The organism is Actinomyces sp. MRS3W (assembly GCF_032465695.1).
GTDB lineage: Bacteria > Actinomycetota > Actinomycetes > Actinomycetales > Actinomycetaceae > Actinomyces.
The window spans coordinates 1-19,599 of sequence record NZ_JAWDJJ010000329.1 but is presented as its reverse complement, the minus strand read 5'-3'; the positions used below and the strand labels follow the sequence as shown (position 1 = coordinate 19,599).

The following is a 19,599-nucleotide window of genomic DNA, read 5'->3' as shown; positions in this document are numbered from 1 at the left end:
CCACCGCCATGCTCGCGGGTGTCCCCGGCGTGGAGGCCAGCGCCGAGCCCGCTGCGCAGGGCGCCCGGGTCACTATTGTGGCCGGCGGCCCCGATGAGCAGCGGCTGCTGGAAGCCGCCGGGCACCTGGGGCGGCTGCGGGAGCTCGGCCCCGTCACTCGCCCACTGACGGAGATCTTCCGTGATGTGCTCGCCGCCCCCACCGACCCGTCCCCCGCAACCGGACAGGAGGCCTGAACCGTGCCCGCTCCCGAACGCTCCGTCATCTCCCGCTCCCAGGAAATCCGCCTGGTCGCCGGACGCGAGCTGCGCGCCCAGCTGTTCAAGCGCTCCGCGGTGATCGCCACCCTCATCATGCTGGTCCTCGCCGTCGGCGGCATCCTCGTCGTCGCCCATCTGACCGGCGGCGAGGATGAGCCCTTCCGCCTGGGGGTGTCCGCCTCGGACTCCGCCGCCGGGCTCGAGTCCTCCCTGGAGCAGGTGACCGACGCGAATGGGCTGGCCATCGAGGTGGTCGACGTCTCCGGTACCGAGGCCGAAGCGGCGCTGGGGATCGGCGCGGACTCCGATGATGATGCCGCAGTCGACATGGTCCTCGACCTGACCGGCTCCTCCCCCGCGCTCAAGGTCGCCCAGGAGGGCGACGCCAACCGGGCCGTGGTCGCCGCCGTCACCGACGTGCTTCAACAGGCGGCTCTGTCCGAGCAGATCAGCGCCCTGGGCGGTGACCCCGCCCAGGTGGCGGTCTCACTGGCCGAGGCCGTGCCCCAGGTGGAGGTCCTCGACCCTCCGGAGCAAGATTCCGCAAACTTCGGGGCCCGCTACACCGTGCTGTTGATCGTCGACATCCTTCTGTTCGTCATCGTCATGGGTGGAGGTCAGGCGATCGCCATGGGAGTGGTGGAGGAGAAGTCCAGCCGCATCGTGGAGATCCTGCTGGCTTGTGTGCGCCCCACTTCGCTGCTGGCCGGCAAGGTCCTGGGCACCGGCACCGCCGTACTGGTTTCCTATGGTTTGGTCGGCGTCATCGCCGGTGTGACGGCCAAGCTCAGTGGGGTATTGCCCGCGGGCGCCGTTGATATTGACACCGCTCTGGTCGCCATGGTTGTGTGGATGATCGTCGGCTACACGATTTACGCGGTGGCCTACGCCGCCGCGGGGTCGTTGGTCAGCCGCCAGGAAGATGTGGCCAACGTGGTCATGCCCCTGACCATGACGCTCATGGTGCCCTATGTGCTGTCATTCGTCATGGCGCTGGGCGACTCGTCGTCACTTCTGTACCGGGTACTGGCCTACCTGCCGCCCTTCGCGCCCTTCCTCATGCCGGCCCGGCTCGTGCTGGGCGTGTCGTCCTGGGGAGAGCAGCTGGTGGCACTGGCCATCACGCTGGTCTTCATCCCGGTGGTCGTGTGGTTCGCGGCAACGGTGTATACCCGGGCCGTCACCCGCACCGGCGCCCGCGTTCCCCTCAAGGAAGTCCTGGCCCGCCGTTCGGCCTGAGTCTTGCTCCACCGTCTTGGGCGAGGGCGCGGTCCCGGTCAGGGTCTGGAAGCACTCGGACACGTGGCGGCGCGGACATCGTCTCAGTGCGGCGTGTGGCCCCGCCTCTGTGCCCGGCGGTTGGCGCGGGCATCTCCCCACGATTTGCGACCTTCGGGTACGTTTCACGACCCCGGGGTGGTCGTCAAACGTACCCCGGGGTCGTAAACCATCACGTCAACGGGCGGGTCCAGGAGGTTCCACCACACCCGCGCGCCAACCGAAGCCCCATCCGCCTCGTCCCGGCCCGCTCCTGGCCAACTCGGCAATGCGCGTGCACTCGAGAGAGCCGTGCGCCGGTTCAGGCCCCCAGCTCGGGGAACCAGATGGCGATCTCGCGGGCAGCCGACTCCGGCGAGTCGGAGCCGTGCACGAGGTTCTGGATGGCGTCGGTGCCCCAGTCGCGGCCGAAGTCGCCCCGGATGGTGCCGGGGGCCGCCGTCGTCGGGTCGGTGGCGCCCATGAGCGAGCGCACCCCGGCCACGACGCGCTGTCCCTCCACGACGACGGCCACGACCGGGCCGCGCGTCATGTACTCCACAACGCCGGGATAGAAGGGCTTGTCAACGTGCTCGGCGTAGTGGGCGGCCAGCACCTCGGCGGTGGGCACGACTAGTTTCAGCGCCGTCAGGCTGTACCCCTTGGCTTCGATCCGCCGCAGAATCTCGCCGGTCAGGCGCCGCTCGACGGCGTCGGGCTTGAGCAGGACGAGGATGCGTTCGGGAGCGGCGGTCATGGCGTTCCTTTCATCAGGGCAGCTGCTCGGATACGAGCAGCGCAGCGAATGAGGCGAGTTTAGCCTGCGGGCCGGGCCGCTGCGCCGGAGAACCAGAGGGCTCAGGACCGGCCGAACAGGGCTCTCGTCTCGGCGGCGAGCACGACCGAACCGACCACGAGCACGCCGGACGCCGTCAGCGGAGCGTCATAGCCCTCGGACATGGTCACCGCCTGCTCGACCCCGGCCAGGAGCGTGGGCGCCACCACCACGCGGTCGGCGCCGAAGACCTCGCGGGCCACCGCACCCAGATCCTCCACGTCCATGGCGCGCGTGGAGTCGATGGGCACGCAGACGACGGCGTCGCAGGCGGGCTCCAGCACCGAGAGGATGCCCTCCACGTCCTTGTCGGCCATGGCCCCGACCACCACCACCAGATGCTGGAAGCCGAAGGCCTCCTCCACGGCGGGGACCAGGGCGGTCACGCCATGGGGGTTGTGACCGGCGTCGACGATGACCGTCGGGCTGGAGCGCAGCACCTCCAGGCGACCCGGACCGGTGACCGAGGCGAAGCCGTCCTCGACGATCTTCGCCGGCAGGGGACGACCGCCGAAAATCGCTTCCGCGGCCGCGAGCGCCAGGAGGGCGTTGTGGGCCTGGTAGCCGCCGTGCAGGGGCACGAACACGTCCTCGTACACGGCCGCGGCGGTGGCGAAGGTGACCATCTGGCCGCCGACGGCGAGGGTGCGGTCCACGACGCGCAGCACCCCGGCGTCCGGGGCGTCCGGGTCCTCCTCCGGGTCGAGCTCGCGGCGCCACAGCACCCGGTGTGCGGCGGCGGCGTCGGCGATGACCGCTTGCGCCGGCTCCGGTTGGAGGGAGGTGATGAGGGTGGCTTCGTCCTTGATGATGCCGGCCTTGTTGGCGGCGACCTCCGCCAGCGTGGTGCCGAGCCAGGTGGCATGGTCCAGCCCGATCGGGGTGATGACCTCCACGTCGGCGGGAACCACATTGGTGGAGTCCCAGGTGCCGCCCATGCCGACCTCGATGACCGCCACGTCCACCGGGTGGTCGGCGAAGGCGGCCAGCGCCATAACGGTGAGCACTTCGAAGAAGCTCAGCCGGGGCCCGCCCGCCGCCTGCGAGCGGGCATCCACCATCTCAATGTAGGGCGCGACATCCTCCCAGGCGGCGATGAAGTCCGCCTCGCTGATGGGCTCGCCGTCCAGGGCGATGCGTTCCCGAATGGTGGCCAGGTGCGGGCTGGTGAAGCGGCCGGTGCGCATGCCGGTGGCCGCCAGCAACCGTTCGGTCATGCGAGCGGTGGAGGTTTTGCCGTTGGTGCCGGCCACGTGCACCACCCGGTAACTGCGCTCGGGGTTGCCCAGGATGTCGAGCACGGCTTCGACGCGTTCCAGTGACGGCTGCACCTGGTGCTCGGGGGCGCGGGAGAGAATCTCCGCCTCGACCTGCCGCATGCGCTCCGATACCTCGACGGCATGGGCGGCTGCGGTCAAGTCCGCACGGTGGCGCTCCGCCTCGTCGACGGCGTCGGCAGCGGGGGCGTCGGCATCGGGCAGTGTGGGCTCCCAGTCGTTCCAGTCATCGGAGTCGTCCTCGTCAACCTCCGCGAGCAGGGCGTCAAGACGCTCAAGGTCACCGCCGGGAACCATATTGGCGGCGACCAGCTCGCGCAGGGCCGCCAGATCCTCCGCCTCGGCCTCGGCGTCGCGCTGCCGGGCGGCGAAGGCAGCGGCGTCCGTCTGGGCGACGGATTGTTCGCCCGGGGAGTCGGCAGCCTCCAAGTACGGAAGCAGATCCGGGTCGATGCCGGTGTCCGCCCGCGTGCCGTCGGGGCCGTAGACGGCGTCGACGACGTCCTCGCCGGAGGCGCCGGCGGGGATGCCGAAGGCGGCTCCGGGGTGAGTATCCGACCGGGTGGAGTCGGCGTCCCGATCGTGGCGCTGCTCGCTGCTCATATGCTCCTGTGCCTGCTTCCTGCTCGAGATAACCCGAGCAAGCCTAGATGATTGACACTGCGGGTGTCGGGCAGTGTGGGTACCGGCACAGGCCCCGCCCCGCATCACCGAAACCGGCACTAATAACGTGCCGAAACCGGCACTTGTAACATGCCGAAACCGGTCGAAGTTGCTGAGGGTCGGCTAAGTCTCGGCAAGCCGCTCGGGTTTGTTGGAGCGGTGCCGATCTGGTTATGCAGTGACGGATATGGACGGTCATGGCCGGCCGCCCAGCCGCAATGCCCGTTGCGAAGCTCGTCTCATGCCCCATCAACGACGCGTTGATGGCAGGATGACCCCATGTCCTCACCAATCCTTCACGACGGGAGCGCTTCTGCTCCGCTGCCGCTGGATGACATGCCCCCGGTCACCGCCTGGCTGTCCGATATGGACGGCGTGCTGGTCAAGGAGAACCGGGCGCTGCCCGGGGCCCAGCAGTTCCTGGATGCACTGGGCCGGAAGGGCATGCCCTTCCTCGTGCTGACGAATAACTCGATCTTCACCAACCGGGACCTGTCGGCCAGGCTCAAGCGCTCGGGCTTGGATGTGCCCGAAGAACGTATCTGGACCTCGGCCAATGCCACGGCCGCCTTCCTCACGCAGCAGTCGCCGGAGTCAACCGCGTACGTCATCGGCGAGGCCGGGCTGACGACCGCTCTGCACGCGGCGGGATACGTGATGACGGATCAGGACCCCGAGTACGTCATCCTCGGAGAGACCCGCACCTACGACTTCAACGCTCTGACCAAGGCGATCCGCCTCATCGAAGCCGGCGCCAAGTTCATCGCCACTAACCCCGATGTCAACGGCCCCTCCGACGAGGGCACCCTGCCCGCTACCGGCGCCGTTGCCGCCATGATCCGGGCGGCCACCGGGCGTTCGCCGTACTTCGTCGGCAAACCGAACCCGGTCATGATCCGTGCGGGCCTCAACCAGATCGGAGCTCACTCCGAGTCCGCCGCCATGGTCGGGGACCGCATGGACACCGATATTCAAGCCGGAGTTGAGGCCGGGCTGCGCACGCACCTGGTGCTGTCCGGCTCAACCTCCCTGGAGCAAATCGAGGCGTTCCCCTTCCGGCCCTTCGGCATCCACGAGGGCATCGGGGAACTCATTGAGCTGGTGGAGGCCGAGCGCTGACGCCACGGGGCTCGGCCACGCGCTCCCGGCGCGCGTGGAATTACCCGACCACGCTCCACTCCCCCTCAGGGGTGGAATCGAGGCAGTCCGCAATCCCCGCGTCGTGGAAGGCCTTGTGGGTGGCGCCGGGTCCGTCAACGAAATGCTCCCAGCCGGTCTGATGGGCGACGACGACGTGCCCCGCCGCAAGCAGCTGCGCAGCCGCGCTGGCCCGTTCAGCGGACAGGCTCAGCGGGCGTCCGGCGAACTTCGCGGGCACGGTCGCCCGGCCGGCGTGGAGCACGGCGTGGTCGATCTTTCCGAAGCGCTCCTTGACCTGCGCCACCAGCGCCAGGGAGGTGTTGTCGCCGGAGACGTAGATCGTGGTCCCGGGCGCTTGGATGACGAAACCCGTCACCTCACAGTTGACGTAGCCCGCGGCGTCGGTTTCGCCGTCTGCTGGACCGTGCCGGGCGGGGACGGCAGTGATGGTGGCGGCGTCGCTCACCCGTACCGCTTCCCAAGGGGCCAGCCCCTCGGCGGGTCCGCCGAGAAGACGGGCCGACCCGGGATTGGTGAGCAGACGCGGCGCCGCCAGGGCGAAGGCGCGTCCGGCGACGTCGAGGTTATCGGCATGGTCCGCATGACTGACGAGTACGACGTCGGTGTCCGCGAGTGCCGCTGTGGTCACGGCCGGGCCGCGGGTTTTGCGCAGGGCGCCGTAGTCGGTGGGCGCATCGAAGGTGGGGTCGGACACGAGGCGCAGGCCGGCGACGTCGATGACCACAGTGGGTCCGCCAACGGTGAGGAAGCCGAGTTCGTGGCGTGGTAGTGGGGCTGTCATGCATTCTCCTTGAAGGCGTCGCCGACGTGCTACGGGATGTTAACCGCGCCGGTGCCCTTACTGCGATCCCTCCCGCTTGAGCACTACCTTGACGGTCCGGCACAGGATTTTCAGATCCAGCAGCAGCGTCCAGTTGTCCACGTAGTGCAGGTCGAGGCGGATGGCCTCCTCCCACGGCAGGGACGAGCGGCCGCTGACCTGCCACAGGCCGGTAATACCCGGCTTGGCCTGCAGGCGGCGGGCGGCGACGGCGTCGTACAACGCCACTTCTTTGGGGACCTGCGGGCGCGGCCCCACCAGGCTCATGGTTCCCTGCAGCACGTTGAACAACTGGGGGAGCTCGTCGATCGAGGTACGCCGCAGTATCTTTCCCAGCCGGGTGATGCGCGGGTCGTTGTCCACCTTGAACAGGGGTTTGTCGAGCCGGTTCTGCTCGCGCAGCAGCCGTTCGAGCTCGGCGTCGGCGTTCACGCGCATGGTGCGGAACTTCCACATTTGGAACTCCTGGCCATCCAACCCCACCCGGGTCTGTCGGAACAGGACGGGGCCGCCGTCCTGGCGACGCACGAGCAGGGGGACGACGAGCCATACGGGCGTCAACGCCACAATGAGCAGGGCCGATGCGGTGACATCCACCGCCCGTTTGACCACCGATGTGGCGACTGCCGGGAGCGACCGCGTTCCCGTGCGGGATTTGCGCTTCAGTAGGGTTTTTCTTTGCTCGGTGCTGGACGTTGTCGAAACCAGGGGGACAGGTGAATCAATCATGGGAGGTTCCAGAAGACGTGAGGGATGTTCAGGGGCGGCGGACAACGTCCGCGCTACGAGCGGTCTCCTGATCGGGGTGGGCCCGATCAGTTGACTTGCGGTTGCGCCGGCCTGACGCGGCGGCGAGCAGCAGGACCGCGTAGGTCGCCACTGGCGCACCAACGGCGCCAGTGGCGACGGCGCGAGCGGTAGAGGGCGAGCGGGATACGTCAGCCAGTTCGGCTGAAGACATGAGCAGCACCTGTGCTGGAGCCGGAGTTCCTTCCAGGTTCTCGAGCTCAGCAGCGGTCTGTGTGATGACCTCATCGGCAATGCGCCGGGCCAGTGCCGCCGAATCCGCGCGCGCCGTGATCACCAGCGTATGAGTGTCCGCGGTGTGCGTGGCGGTCAGCGCGTCCGCCAGGGCCGCCGGGGAGGTGTCCAGTCCCAGGGAGTCGGCCACCGCCTGGGCGACGGTCGGGGAGGTCATCACCGGCACCAGCGATTCAGCCTGGCTGATGGCCAGCTGCTCGGCCGCGTACTGGGCGGAGGAACCTCCCTGCTCGGTGGTGGAGGGCTCCACGTGCACATAGGCGGTGGCGGTGGCCGTGTAGGTCACGGGGGATAGCCGCACGAGGGCGTAGGCGAGGCCACCACCCACCAGCGCGGCCACGAGTAGGAACCCGACCCAGCGCCGGGTGAGCTTGAGGATGTCCGTCAGCGTCATATGCGCCTCACCGCCCAACGGCGCGCCGGAGTACGGCGTTGTCAAGGCGGTTCGTCGACCGGGGGCACCCGTAGGGCGGACGTTTGAATGCAGTCATATTGGTGGACTCCTGTTCGTTGTTCATATGGTCCTTGCGGTCCTTGACTTGATTGGTTACTCGGTTGGTGGCTTGGTTGGCATCTGCCGAGGTCTTGTCCCTCGTGCTTCCGCCGACGCGGTACCGGTGGGCGTCATTTCATGGCGTTGATCTCCCGCAGCGAGGTAGTCAGAGCCTGCCGGTTGAGCAGGAGGACGACGGCGGACACCGCGCATAGCACGGCCACGGCGATGCCGAGCACCGGTAAGTGCAGCGCATGCAGGGCGGCGCGCAGCGCCCAGCCGAGCAGGGCTACGGCGATGGTGGTGACGGTGTAGCGCCCGAGCGTGCGGGCGTCGAATGCCGAGGCGAAGCTGCCGTCGATCTCCCTCAGGCTGAGCCGTAGCAGCACGCAGGTCATGGCCAGGTTGACGGCGACAGAGGCCACCGCCGGGCCGACGAATCCGAGGAGCGAGTATGCCAACGGGCACGCCACGATGTTGACGGCGATGGCGACGAGGGACACGGTCATGAGCGTGCGGGTGCGGCCGGCCGCGCTGAGAATGAGCGACAGACCTGCGAAGCGGACCATCGTGGTGATCAGGTAGAGGCGGAATACGGTCAGCCCACCTAGGTAACGCGCCCCGTACAGCACCTGGATGACCTCGGGGGCGGCCACCATGGTGGCGACGCAGAAGGTCACCGTGGTCAGGTAGCCGACGGCGAGGTAGTGGCGGAAGAGCTGCCGTACCAGGTCCTGACGGCCGGCACCCAGGTAGCGGGTGACGATCGGGATGATGACGGTCAAGAAGGAGTTGGGGATCACGTCCAGGGGCAGCACGGTGGAGGCGTTGGCGTAAACCGCGTACCTCTCCGTGGTCTCGTACAGGCCGATGACCAGGGCTCCGACTTGTCGCATGACGGAGGAGGTCATGACATAGACGCCCATGGGCAGTGCGAAGACAAGGATGTCCCGGACAAAGACCCAACGGGGGCGGGCCGGGAGCAGCAGGTACTGCCAGCGCCGGAAGCAGTCCCAGAACCACAGCACCGAGAGCAGGTCGAGGGCGAGCAGCATGACGAACAGCACCGCAATAGAGGAGGTCACCAACGCGGTGATCAGGACGGAGGTGAGCTTGAGGGCGGAGAAGGCCAGGTTGCGCACAGCGATGGCCCGGGCCCGGCCGATCGACACGACCAGCACCTGCAGCATGCTCATCATGTTGGTGAGCATGGGCCGCAAGGCGAGCAGGACTATGAGCGGTTCCAGCAGCGGGTTGGAGAAGTAGCCACCGATCGCGCCGCGCGCCACCACCAGAACAACCGCCGTGATCAGACCGATGATCGTCTGCAGGCCCAGGATGGTGCGGACGTAGTCACGGGAGGAGCCGTTCCGGCCGCCTCGGTTGAAGAAGTAGTTGACGGCGTCGACCATCCCCAGGATGGTCCCGTCGGAGCAGACGGCGACCAGCAGCACGCCCTGCGAGTAAGTGCCATAGGCGGTCAGGGACAGGCTGTGCGACAGGATCATGGTGTTGACCATGGCGGAGGCAAGCGTGATGATCTTGACGCTGGCCAGTAGCAGCGAGTCGGCGGAGGTTCCGGATTTGAGCCTGGGACGACGCGTTTTGGCGACTCGGGAGTCGGCGCTCATCGGGACTCACCCCCATGGTGATCGCAGTAGCCCACCAGTTCCCCCGCCCGGCTCGCGAGGAAGGGGATGAGGTAGAACAGCGCCATGTTGTAGGTGTAGATCTCGGTGACCATCATGATCGACATGGCGGCGTAGATGGCGATGAAAGCGGCCCGGACGCGCGGGCTGCAGCGTGCATGGTCAGCCTGGGTACTCGCGGTCCACAACAGGGCGAGGAACAGGGCGACAGCCACCAGCCCGCCGTCGTACATGAGCTGCAGGTACTGGTTGTGCGCCTGCCAGGTCAGGCCGCTGGCACCGGGGATGAAGGCGCCGAACCGATAGTTGATGCCGTATCCGAACAGCGGCGAATCCCCCAGGATCGGGAAGGCGGCGTCCCACAGGTCGGTGCGGCCGGTCAGGGACACCGATTTACCGAACAGGTGGCCCAGCACGTCGGCGAAATGGACCTGGATGCGGGCCCCAACCACGAGCAGGGTCGCTGCCACGCTCAGGACGGTGACGCCGCGCATGGACACCAGTCCGCGCCCGCTCGGCCAGACGCGGGCGGCCACATAGAACAGTATGGCGATGCCTGCGCCGACGGCCGCCGTGGCCACCTGCAGCGAGGCGATCTGCAGGATGCCGTTGAGCACCGCCAGCACTGTCCGCCAGCCGATGCGACGCCGTGAGGTGGAGTCGTAGAGGAGGGACACCAGCGTGGCCGTGAAAATGCAGTCGGTGACCCGGGTGCGGATGCCCAGCAGGTAGGAGGGCTGGGCGAACTGTCCCTCCATGCTGAAGGTCCGGTGGGTATCGGTGAGGATCATGAGGTAGTTGATGACCAGGTAGGCCAGCAGCAGATCGGCGATGACCCGCAGTAGGCGGCGCCGCGCATCCGGGCCGGCGGCGGCTTGCAGCTCGATGAGCAGGAACAGGGAGACCTGGGCGACGCTGGCATACCCCCAGTTGAGCAGGTCGCCGCCGTGGTACAGGGTCGGTGGCAGGAAGGCCAGGCGGTAGAAGACGAAGATGAAGAATACGGGTGACAGGGGCGGGCGACGCACCAGATGCGCCACGCACAGGCCCATGAAGATCGCCGCGGTGGCAATCTTGACCAGCGGTGCCAGCAAGGGGTCCTGATCCACCAGAATCGGCTTCATGAGGATCAGGCACACCACCGCCAGCCCGAGGTAGCGCAGCGGGTAGCAGCGTTGCCCCAGGCGCGACGCCCACGCCGCAGGGTCGGGCACCGCCCGGGGACGAGCCAAGGCGGTGGGAGCGGTGTCAGCGGTAGAGCTCAAGGTACTTCTCCGTCATCGTGCGGGCCGAGTGCGCCTCGGCCGTGCGCACCGCGCCGGCGCTGAGCCGGGCGTAGCGGTCGGGGTCGTTCCAGATGGCCTGTACCGCCGCCGCAGCCCGGTCGGCGTCGGGTTCCACCAGGGCGCCGTTAACGTCACCCACGACGACGTCCGGGACGCCGCCCACCGGTGTGGCCACAGCGGGCAGGCCGGAGGCCATCGCCTCAATGAGGCTCATCGGCTGACCCTCGTAGTCGGACAGCAGCATGAACAGGTCGGCGTCCTGGTAGAAGGGGCGCGGGTCCCGCTGCAGGCCAGCGAAGTGGACGCGGTCGGCGATGCCGAGCGTGCGGGCCTGCGCCTCCAACTGCCCGCGCAGCGGCCCGTCCCCCACCAGGGTGAGGGACGCGTTCATCCCGGTCTGTCCCAGCGCGGCCACCGTGTGCAGCAGCAGGCCGTGGTTCTTGGCAGGCACCATCCGGGCAACGCACAGCAGGCGCGGGCCGCCGTCGTGGACCTTCCGGTCACCCTGGCAGCGGAAGCGCTCGACGTCGACGCCATTGCCCACCACCGGAACCGCGGACGATTCCAGCCCGTACTCGCGGCAGATGGAGTCGCGGACCTGCTCGGTCAGCGCCACCGGCACCACCCCGTGAGTGAAGGCGCGGCGGTTCAGCGTCCGCAGGGCGGGACGCTGGGTCTCCTTGTGGGCGACGTTATGGACGGTGTGGATGATGCGGGCGTCGGTACCGGACAGGCGCACGGCGGGCACCACGTACTCGAGCACCGGCAGGTGGGTGTGTACGACGGTGGGGGCGAAGTCCCGGATCTGTCGGCGCAGTTTGCCAATGGCGCGGGGATCGGGTCCTTTGGCCTTGTTGAGGGCGACGACGTCGATGCCGGCCTGTCGCATGCGCGCACCCACGTCCGTATTCGCCCCGTGCAGGGACACTACCCGGACCGGAACGGCGGCCGCAGCCAGTTCGCGGGCAAGGCCCAGCACCATGGTTTCGGCGCCGCCGGTGTTGAGCCCATGAATGACGATGAGTACCCGGGGCGGGCGCGCCGGAACGGCTCCGCCGGCGTCGAGGGCGCTGACGATCTCGCCGATCACCGCCTCGGCGGAGTAGTCGGCGGCGCGGGTGAAGATCGCCCGGCGCATGGCGGCGACCTCGGCCTCGGGCAGCTCGAGGAAACGGCGCAAGGTGTCGTGCAGCTGCTCGGGGTGGTCGTAGTCGTAGCTCAACCCGGTGACGCCGTCTTCCAGCATCTCGTCGTAGTAGGGCCAGCGGCTGGCGACGACGGGCAGGCCCGCGCCCATGGCGTCGATGATGGTCCCGGGAACGCCCTCCCCGGGCCACCTGGTGGGGAACAGCAGGGCGTAGTAGTCCCGCATGATGTCAACGCCGCGCTCGGCGGGCGCCACCCCCGCGTAGTGCACACCGGGGTGGGCGGCGACCAGGCGGTGGAACTCTGCCGCGTAAGCGGGGTCCAGTGGGCCGTAGATGTCCAGGGTGGCGATCTCACGCCCGGCCTCGGCGTTGATGGCGGCAACGGTCTGAATCGCGTTGGTGATGCCCTTGTGGGGCGTGACACGGCTGAAGGTGCACAGCCGGAAGGGGCGTTCCGCGGGCACCGGGGAGGCGGCGGCCTGGGTCGGCAGATCCTTGAAGTTGGGCAGATAGGCGGCGTTGGCCACACCGAGTTCGCCCAGCCGCCGTTCCAGGGCGCGGCTCTCCACCCAGTTGATCGCAAAGGAGTTGAGCTGGCGCACCAGTTTCCCGCTGCGGTCCTGCTCGATATTGTCCGCCAGGTGGCCGCCGATGAGATTGTGGTAGATCCGCTTATGTCCCATCCGTGCGGCGGCGGACAGGATGGGGAACAGGGCGCGGCGGCCGCCGGCGGACAGCAGCACGACGATGTCGTCGCAGGTGCGCAGGCAGCGCAGCAGCTCCCGGGTCACCTGGGGCGCACGGCGGCGGTAGTCGCGAGTGTCGACGCCGACGATGCGGTCGGCGCCATAGTGGGCGGCCAAGTGCCGGTACAGGGTGCGGGTCTTGATGGTCTGCCCATCAAGCAGGGTCGCCTCCGGGTCGATTCGGCCGACAATCCCGATCCTGCGGCGCATCAGAGCATCACCCCTTTGAAGGGTTTCTTGTCCGGGAGGCTCAGCTGGCTGCCCACCACCGCGTCGTAGTGCGCGGGTGCGAAGCGGGGCAGCCCGTTGGAGCTGGTGAAGGTGATCTCGCCGACGTACACGCGGCCGGCCACCTCGTAGAAGTCCACGCGGGCCAGCGCGAAGTCCCGCGCCAGTTGGGTGGTGATCTCGAGCATCTCCTCCAAGTGCTGGGGACGGGAGAGGTCCGCGGCGGCGTCCTCACCACGGTCGTAGTGGGCGTTGTAGCGGAAGGGTGCCCGGCTCCAGTCCGGCAGGACGGTAACCATGCGTTCCTCGGTGAAGCGCCCGTCGACGGTGATGGCGAACTGAACCTGCCCGTTGAAGGCCATGAACTTGTAGTCGCGCAGGCCGCCGCTGTCGTCCTGGAGGAACTGTTCGCACACAATCCGCGGCTCGCAGAACTCGTAGTGCAGCTCAAAGCCCCCCGTCATGGCCATGCGCCGTCCCAGCCAATCGGTCAGCTGGCGGCGAGCGCTGGCCACGTTCAGCGCTCGCCCCTCCGGAACCACGAGGTTCCACCGCGAGCCGTGGGTCGCTTTGAGCACATACCGGTCGGGAAGAGCATCGAAGTCGATGTCGTCGGCCGAATCCCATACGCCGACGAGCGGCACCAGGTACTCCTCGCCGATCTGCTGCGCGACGAACTCCCGCATGAGGTACTTATCCGCCAGACGCCCCTTGATGGGGGTGGAGTCGTACAGCTTGAGCCATTGCGCCTTCTCGGTGAAGGTCTGCGGATGATCCAGATCGCATGTCTGCCCGGTCGACAGCCGATACCAGCGTTCGAGCGCCGCCCGGTAGTGGCGGGGGTCCAACCGGCAATTCCTGCGGTAGACGGCGTCACGAACCCAGGACTGTGCGGCGTCGGGCAGGATGGCTTGAACCATAGTCTTTACGCTCATCACAGCATCACTCCGCGAAATGGCTTCTTCTCCGGCAGGACCAGGCGCTCCCCCAGCTCGGCGTCGTAGCGAGAGGGGGCAAACCAAGTCAGCCCGTTGGAGTCGGTGAAGGTCAGCTCGCCGACGTAGACCTGGCCGTTCGCCTCATAGAAGTCGACTCGCACGAGCGCGAAGCCTTGGGCCAGTTCGCGGGCGATTTCCAACATCTGTTCCAGGCCCGCGGGGCGAGGCGGACAGATGGGGCGGGCGGGCGGCCCGCCGTAATGGAAGGGCGCGGGGCTCCAGTCGGGCAGGTGCGTGCTCATCGTGAACCCCGGGGTGAAGCGCCCGGTGAAGCAGACGACGAACTGCACCTCGCCGTTGAAGACCATGACCTTGTAGTCGCGCAGGCCACCGCTGTCGTCGTGCAGCAGGGGCTCACAGATAATCCGCGGCTCGCAGAACTCGTAGTGCAGCTCGAAGCCTCCGGTCATGGCGGCGCGGGTGCGCAGCCAGCCCTCCAGGCGGCGTCGGGTCGCTGGAATATTGAGCGCGCGGCGATCCGTGAACCGGATGTTCCAGCCCGAGCCGTGGGTGGTTTTCAGTACGCCGGCGTCGGGCAAGGCCTCGAAGTCGATCTGGTCGGCCCGGTCCCACACCCCCAGCAGTGGGACCAGGTGCTCGGGGCCGACCCGCTCGACGATTTCTTGCCGCACCAGGAACTTGTCGGCCAGCCGCCCCTTGAGCGGGGTCGAGTCGTACAGCTTGAGCCACTGAATCTTCTCGCCGACGGTGCGCGGGTGGTCCAGGTCGCAGGTGCGTCCCGTTGACAACCAGTACCAGCGCTGCAATTCCGCGCGGTAACGTCGCGGCGCAAGCGCGCAGTTGCGGCGATAGACCAGCTGCCGCAGAGTCTCCTCCGCGCGGTGCGGCAGCAGGGAGCGGGTCATCTGTTTCGCGGTCACGGAGTGCTCTGCACTCTTCATGCGTCTTTTCTCCTCTTCAGAGCCGCGTGGAACAGCTGCCAGGACAGGCAGTAGGCGGCGTAGGGGCGGGACATGCCCTCCACGTTGCGGTAGAGGTTCCAGGTCCGTTTGACCGCCTTGATCTTGTTGCTGGACAGAGATCCGGCGGTTTTCCGGTATTTGGCAAGGCATTCGTCAAGCCCGTAAAGGCGATGTCCGCGCTTCATCACCTGCAGCCAGGTGGCGGCGTCCTGTCCCCGTCTCAAATCCGGCATGACCAGCAGCGCGGGATCCACGATGGTGGTGTCCAGCAGGATGGTCAGGGTGCAGGTCAGGGTGTTCTTGAGGAAACCCCGGTAGTCGATGGAGGCGGGGATACGCACGTAGTTCCGGTGTGCACCGTTCTCCTCGATTGTCTCGTAGGAGGTGATGCATGCGCCGACGCCCCGGGCGGACATGAAGGCGAGTTGCCGCTCGAGCTTGTGTGGCAGCCACTGGTCGTCGGAGTCCAGGTACGCGATGTAGCGCCCGCGCGCATGGGCCAGTGCTCGGTTTCTCGCGCGGGCCACGCCCGCATTCACCGGCTGCGCGAACACGTGAATCCGCGGGTCCTGCGCGGCCGCCTGCTCCGCTATCGTCAGCGTCCGGTCCGATGAGGCGTCGTCGACAACCAGTATCTCCAGGTCGGTTACGGTCTGGGACTGAACACTGTGGAGGGTCTGGGCGATATGCCTCTCACTGTTATAGGCGGGCACAATGACCGAAATCAGCGGGCCGTCGCCGTTGGCGCGCGGCAGCGACGGGCTTGTGCGAGTCACCGATTCCTCCACGTGTTGATGGAACAACCTTGACGGGCGGCAGCCCGGCAGGGAATGAGAACCCCTGCGATCCAGGTGGGGTGAATCGGGTCAGGGATGAAGCGGTCGCGTCAGGGTCTGGCGGACTCTTCTTCTCAGGTGCGATCTGTTCGCAAGGCCGAAGCTACCGCATTTGATAGGGCAAAATGTCCCGACCACGGTCTCGGTTGCACCCTCAAACAATACGATTCAATCACCTGTTAAGAACAATTAATCAATACTCCAAAACCCATTAGCTTTGCCAGGGGGTCGGCTCGGACCCGAACGCCAGTTGGGCTCCTGCGCCGCACAAGGACGCAGGAGCCCAACCGGAATCGTGAGCGACTCAGGCCCGTGTCACCGTGGCAGCAGGAGCATCCACGTCGGCGGTCACCACATGCAGCTGGACGCAGCTGACCTCGCGCTTGATCATGTCCAGGTGAGCGCCGGTCCAGGCGTTCTTCTCCGCCGGGACGGTGAGCGTGACCCGCGCCGGCTCACCGATGTTCAAACCGGCTGCCTTGCGTTCATCCATGATGAGGCGAACCAGATCTCGCGCCCACCCCTCGGCCTCCAGATCGTCGTCGAGCGCGGTGTCCAGGACGACGAAGGCGCCCGAGGGCAGCACGGTTGCCGACAGCGAGTCGTCGCTCACCTCGATGCGCGTGGTCAGGGTGAAGGCCGATTCCTCGGCCTCCAGGATGACCGGGGCGCCGTCGAGGAGCACGTGGTCGAAGCGGACGTCGCCGTCCTCGGTGACCTCCCACTCCCCTGCCTTGACGGCAGCGAAGAGCTTGGAGGTGAGCTTGCGGACCTGCGGAGCGAAAGCACGCGGGTTGAGGGCGAGTTCCTCGCGCAGCTCGTAGCCGGCGTCGGCGGCGTCCAGCACTCGCACCTGCTTGACGTTGACCTCCTCGGCGATGAGCGACGTGAAGGGGGCCAGATTGCCCGGGTCCGCGGTGGCGATCGTGAGGGTGCGCAGCGGCTGACGCACCCGCAGCTTGTCGGCCTTGCGCAGGCTCAGCGCCGCGGAGACGGCGGCGCGGGCCTCGTCCATGGCGGACACCAAGCGGCGGTCGGACACGTGGTCGGGCAGGACGGGCCAGTCGGTGAGGTGAACGGAGCGTTCTCCCGTCAGACCCCGGTAGATCTCCTCGGAAACCAGCGGCGCCAGGGGTGCCATGACCTGCGCCAGGACGCGCAGAACCGTGGCGAGCGTGTCGAAGGCCGGGTGGGAGACCGCGGCGGGACCGTCCACGAACCGGGAGCGAGAGGTGCGCAGGTACCAGTTGGTGAGCACATCGATGAACTCGCGCACCGTGTGGGTGGCGCCGGTGACGTCGTAGGCGTCCATCTGCGCGGCCACGGTGGTGGCCAGGTCCTTCGTGCGGGCCAGGATGTAACGGTCCATGACGTCCAGGGACCCCTGGGGACCGAAAAGCGAGGCGTCGGCGAGGTCCACGCCGGCGGTGAGGTAGGCGCCGCCGTCGTCGCCCGCCTGGGCGGCGTACAGGCTGAAGAAGTACCAGGTGTTCCACAGCGGCAGCAGCACCTGGCGCACCGTGTCACGGATGGCCTTGTCGGTGACGGCCAGGTTCCCGCCGCGCACCACCGGGGAAGACAGCAGGAACCAGCGCATGGCGTCGGCGCCGTCGCGGTCGAAGACCCGCTGGACGTCGGGGTAGTTGCGCAGGGACTTGCTCATCTTCTGCCCGTCGTCGCCCAGCAGAATGCCGTGGGAGACGCAGCTGGTGAAGGCGGGGCGGTCGAACAGGGCGGTGGCCAGCACGTGCAGGGTGTAGAACCAGCCGCGGGTCTGCCCGATGTACTCCACGATGAAGTCGCCGGGGTTGTGGGACTCGAACCAGTCCACGTTCTCAAACGGGTAGTGCACCTGGGCGAAGGGCATGGAGCCGGATTCGAACCAGCAGTCCAGCACGTCGGGGATGCGGCGCATCATGGACTTACCGGTGGGGTCGTCCGGGTTGGGACGCACGAGCGTGTCGATGAAGGGGCGGTGAAGATCCTCCACCTTGACGCCGAAGTCGCGCTCGAGCTCAGCGAAGGAGCCGTAGACGTCCTCACGCGGGTAGGCGGGGTCGTCCGAGCGCCACACCGGGATGGGGGCTCCCCAGAACCGGTTGCGGGAGATCGACCAGTCGCGGGCCCCGGCCAGCCAATTGCCGAAGATGCCGTCCTTGATGTGCCCGGGGACCCAGGTGATCTCCTGGTTGAGCTCAACCATCCGGTCACGGATGGCGGTGACCTTGACGAACCAGCTGGAGACGGCCTTGTACATGAGCGGCTTGCGGCAGCGCCAGCAGTGCGGGTAGGAGTGCACGTAGGACTGCTGGCGCACCAGCACGGCGCGCACGTCCGCCTCGCGGCGAGCCAGCGGACCGGTACCGTCACGCAGGTCGGCCACGATCGGCTTGTTGGCGTCGAAGATGTGCAGCCCCTCGTAGTCGGGGACCTCGGAGGTGAACACGCCGCCGCCGTCAACGGGGATGACGGTGCCGATGCCGTGGGGCTGGCAGGTGTACATGTCGTCTTCACCGAAGGCGGGCGCCAGGTGTACCAGGCCGGTGCCTTCGGTGGTGGTGACGTAGTCGGCCGTGATGATCTGCCACGCGGCCTCACCGGGGGCGGCGCCGGCGCCGCGGTGCTCGGCGTCGTCGAAGTAGTCGTAGATGGGCACATACCGCACGCCCACCAGGTCGGTGCCCTTGTAGGTGGCGAGCACCTGCGGATCCTCGCCCAGCTCCCGGGCGTAGACGCCCAGCAGGTCGCGAGCCAGGAGGACGTCTTGGCCGGCGACCGGGGAGTCGAGGTCGGCGGCTACGCGCACGGTGACATAGTCGATGTCCGGTCCGACGGCGACGGCCGAGTTGGACGGCAGGGTCCACGGCGTCGTCGTCCAGATGAGAGCCAGCTCCGGTGCGGCGTCGGGGTGGGTGGTGTCCAGCCGCTGCTCCAGGCGCAGGCCCACGGTGACGGTGTTGTCCTGACGGTCCTGGTAGACCTCGTCATCCATCCGCAGCTCGTGGTTGCTCAACGGGGTGCGGTCGTGCCAGCAGTAGGGCAGCACCCGGTAGCCCTCGTAGGCCAGGCCCTTGTCGTACAGGGTTTTGAAGGCCCAGATGACGCTCTCCATGTAGGTGGGGTCGAGCGTCTTGTAATCGTTGTCGAAGTCGACCCAGCGCGCCTGGCGGGTGACGTACTCCTCCCACTCCTTGGTGTAGCGCAGCACAGAGGTGCGGCACGCGTCGTTGAACTTCGCGATGCCCAGCCCGCCGGGGCGGGTGATCTCGGTGACGTCGTCGATGCCCAGCTCGTTCTGCGCCTCAAGCTCGGCCGGCAGGCCGTGGGTGTCCCAGCCGAAGCGGCGTTCGACGCGGCGGCCCTGCTGGGTCTGGTAGCGCCCGACCGCGTCCTTGACGTAGCCAGTCAGCAGGTGCCCGTAGTGAGGCAGGCCGTTGGCGAAGGGCGGGCCGTCATAGAAGACGAACTCGTTGGAGTGGCCGTTGTCATCCAGGGCCGGGCGGGCGTCGATGGAGGCCTGGAAGGTGCCGTCCTGCTTCCAGTAGGCGAGGATGTCCTCTTCGATCGCCGGGAAGGAGGGGGACGGCTCGACCTTCTGACCGGGGCGGTGCAGGGGGTAGAAGGCGGCGCCGGTGTGCTGGGCGGTTGTGGGCTCGTCAACCGTGTTGGCCATGTGGTCTTGCCTCGCGTCTTGCTCGTAGTCGTCTGGGGCGGTTAATCCGTCCCGGGATCACGAGGACGACGCCGCCCGCCGCGCCGGAGATCCGACGACGGCGGTGCCGCACCGCGGTACCACCTCGCTTGCCCTCCCCGGTCGGGCCGGAGCGGGCCGCTTGATTTGCAGCTGTGACGGGCTGTCCCGTCCGGTTCTACTGGGGGCCCGCCTGGGCGGGCCCGGTTCTTCCGGAGGCTCACCGGTGATAGCCGGGTCGAAGCCTGTGGCGGGAGTTTAGCCGCGCCGCCGACGCTTCTCCATCG

14 protein-coding genes and 1 pseudogene are annotated in these 19,599 nt (G+C 67.7%); 3 read left to right on the top strand and 12 right to left on the bottom strand.

Translation table 11 applies throughout. The annotated features are described in order from the left end of the window. Both RWX45_RS12360 and RWX45_RS12355 read left to right on the top strand, forming a co-directional pair. A pseudogene (locus RWX45_RS12360) lies at positions 1-236 on the top strand (ABC transporter ATP-binding protein); the annotation flags it as partial. Positions 237-239: 3 nt separating this feature from the next. Next, on the top strand, positions 240-1,499 hold the full coding sequence (locus tag RWX45_RS12355; protein ID WP_316024018.1) for an ABC transporter permease: 1,260 nt from the start codon (positions 240-242) through the stop codon (positions 1,497-1,499). 340 nt (positions 1,500-1,839) lie between these two features. Here RWX45_RS12355 and ndk read toward each other — a convergent pair whose 3' ends face one another. Both ndk and RWX45_RS12345 read right to left on the bottom strand, forming a co-directional pair. Further along, positions 1,840-2,274, bottom strand: a complete 435-nt coding sequence (ndk, locus tag RWX45_RS12350) for a nucleoside-diphosphate kinase (protein ID WP_316024017.1) — start codon at positions 2,272-2,274, stop codon at positions 1,840-1,842. Positions 2,275-2,375: 101 nt separating this feature from the next. Beyond that, positions 2,376-4,232, bottom strand: coding sequence for a folylpolyglutamate synthase/dihydrofolate synthase family protein (locus RWX45_RS12345; protein WP_316024016.1), 1,857 nt, complete (start codon positions 4,230-4,232; stop codon positions 2,376-2,378). A 339-nt stretch (positions 4,233-4,571) separates the two neighbouring features. Between RWX45_RS12345 and RWX45_RS12340 the strand changes: the two genes are divergently transcribed. Continuing rightward, positions 4,572-5,411: an HAD-IIA family hydrolase gene (locus RWX45_RS12340; RefSeq protein ID WP_316024015.1), complete on the top strand. Its 840-nt coding sequence runs from the start codon at positions 4,572-4,574 to the stop codon at positions 5,409-5,411. Between the two features lie 40 nt (positions 5,412-5,451). Here the strand turns inward: RWX45_RS12340 and RWX45_RS12335 are convergent, their stop codons facing one another. The 10 genes from RWX45_RS12335 to ileS form a co-directional block, all read right to left on the bottom strand. Next, a complete protein-coding gene (locus RWX45_RS12335) occupies positions 5,452-6,234 on the bottom strand; it encodes an MBL fold metallo-hydrolase (protein ID WP_316024014.1) in 783 nt (260 codons plus the stop codon). Between the two features lie 57 nt (positions 6,235-6,291). After that, positions 6,292-7,002, bottom strand: coding sequence for a sugar transferase (locus RWX45_RS12330; RefSeq protein ID WP_316024013.1), 711 nt, complete (start codon positions 7,000-7,002; stop codon positions 6,292-6,294). A 28-nt stretch (positions 7,003-7,030) separates the two neighbouring features. Beyond that, on the bottom strand, positions 7,031-7,753 hold the full coding sequence (locus RWX45_RS12325; RefSeq protein ID WP_316024012.1) for a hypothetical protein: 723 nt from the start codon (positions 7,751-7,753) through the stop codon (positions 7,031-7,033). Between the two features lie 185 nt (positions 7,754-7,938). Then, a complete protein-coding gene (locus tag RWX45_RS12320) occupies positions 7,939-9,438 on the bottom strand; it encodes an oligosaccharide flippase family protein (protein ID WP_316024011.1) in 1,500 nt (499 codons plus the stop codon). Beyond that, on the bottom strand, positions 9,435-10,721 hold the full coding sequence (locus RWX45_RS12315; protein ID WP_316024010.1) for an O-antigen ligase family protein: 1,287 nt from the start codon (positions 10,719-10,721) through the stop codon (positions 9,435-9,437). Before RWX45_RS12315 ends, RWX45_RS12320 begins: the two co-directional genes overlap by 4 nt. Beyond that, entirely contained in the window at positions 10,705-12,846 is a 2,142-nt protein-coding gene (locus RWX45_RS12310) for a glycosyltransferase (protein WP_316024009.1), read from the bottom strand. The genes RWX45_RS12315 and RWX45_RS12310 overlap by 17 nt, the downstream gene beginning before the upstream one ends. Next, the gene (locus tag RWX45_RS12305) at positions 12,846-13,784 is read right to left on the bottom strand and encodes an ATP-grasp fold amidoligase family protein (RefSeq protein ID WP_316024008.1); all 939 of its coding nucleotides are present in this window, start codon (positions 13,782-13,784) and stop codon (positions 12,846-12,848) included. Before RWX45_RS12305 ends, RWX45_RS12310 begins: the two co-directional genes overlap by 1 nt. Before the next feature lie 14 nt (positions 13,785-13,798). Further along, positions 13,799-14,764: an ATP-grasp fold amidoligase family protein gene (locus RWX45_RS12300; protein WP_316024007.1), complete on the bottom strand. Its 966-nt coding sequence runs from the start codon at positions 14,762-14,764 to the stop codon at positions 13,799-13,801. Next, complete coding sequence (locus RWX45_RS12295) at positions 14,761-15,561, bottom strand: glycosyltransferase family 2 protein (protein WP_316024006.1); 801 nt, start codon at positions 15,559-15,561, stop codon at positions 14,761-14,763. The genes RWX45_RS12300 and RWX45_RS12295 overlap by 4 nt, the downstream gene beginning before the upstream one ends. A 364-nt stretch (positions 15,562-15,925) precedes the next feature. Continuing rightward, positions 15,926-19,294 (bottom strand): isoleucine--tRNA ligase, encoded by a 3,369-nt coding sequence (ileS, locus tag RWX45_RS12290; RefSeq protein WP_316024005.1) that lies wholly within the window; start codon positions 19,292-19,294, stop codon positions 15,926-15,928. Between the last annotated feature and the right edge of the window lie 305 nt (positions 19,295-19,599).

Coding starts and splice junctions, on each gene's coding strand:
- ndk (WP_316024017.1), bottom strand. CDS start 2,274: ATGACCGCCGCTCCCGAACGCATCCTCGTCCTGCTCAAGCCCGACGCC.
- RWX45_RS12345 (WP_316024016.1), bottom strand. CDS start 4,232: ATGAGCAGCGAGCAGCGCCACGATCGGGACGCCGACTCCACCCGGTCG.
- RWX45_RS12340 (WP_316024015.1), top strand. CDS start 4,572: ATGTCCTCACCAATCCTTCACGACGGGAGCGCTTCTGCTCCGCTGCCG.
- RWX45_RS12335 (WP_316024014.1), bottom strand. CDS start 6,234: ATGACAGCCCCACTACCACGCCACGAACTCGGCTTCCTCACCGTTGGC.
- RWX45_RS12330 (WP_316024013.1), bottom strand. CDS start 7,002: ATGATTGATTCACCTGTCCCCCTGGTTTCGACAACGTCCAGCACCGAG.
- RWX45_RS12320 (WP_316024011.1), bottom strand. CDS start 9,438: ATGAGCGCCGACTCCCGAGTCGCCAAAACGCGTCGTCCCAGGCTCAAA.
- RWX45_RS12310 (WP_316024009.1), bottom strand. CDS start 12,846: ATGCGCCGCAGGATCGGGATTGTCGGCCGAATCGACCCGGAGGCGACC.
- RWX45_RS12305 (WP_316024008.1), bottom strand. CDS start 13,784: ATGGTTCAAGCCATCCTGCCCGACGCCGCACAGTCCTGGGTTCGTGAC.
- RWX45_RS12300 (WP_316024007.1), bottom strand. CDS start 14,764: ATGAAGAGTGCAGAGCACTCCGTGACCGCGAAACAGATGACCCGCTCC.
- ileS (WP_316024005.1), bottom strand. CDS start 19,294: ATGGCCAACACGGTTGACGAGCCCACAACCGCCCAGCACACCGGCGCC.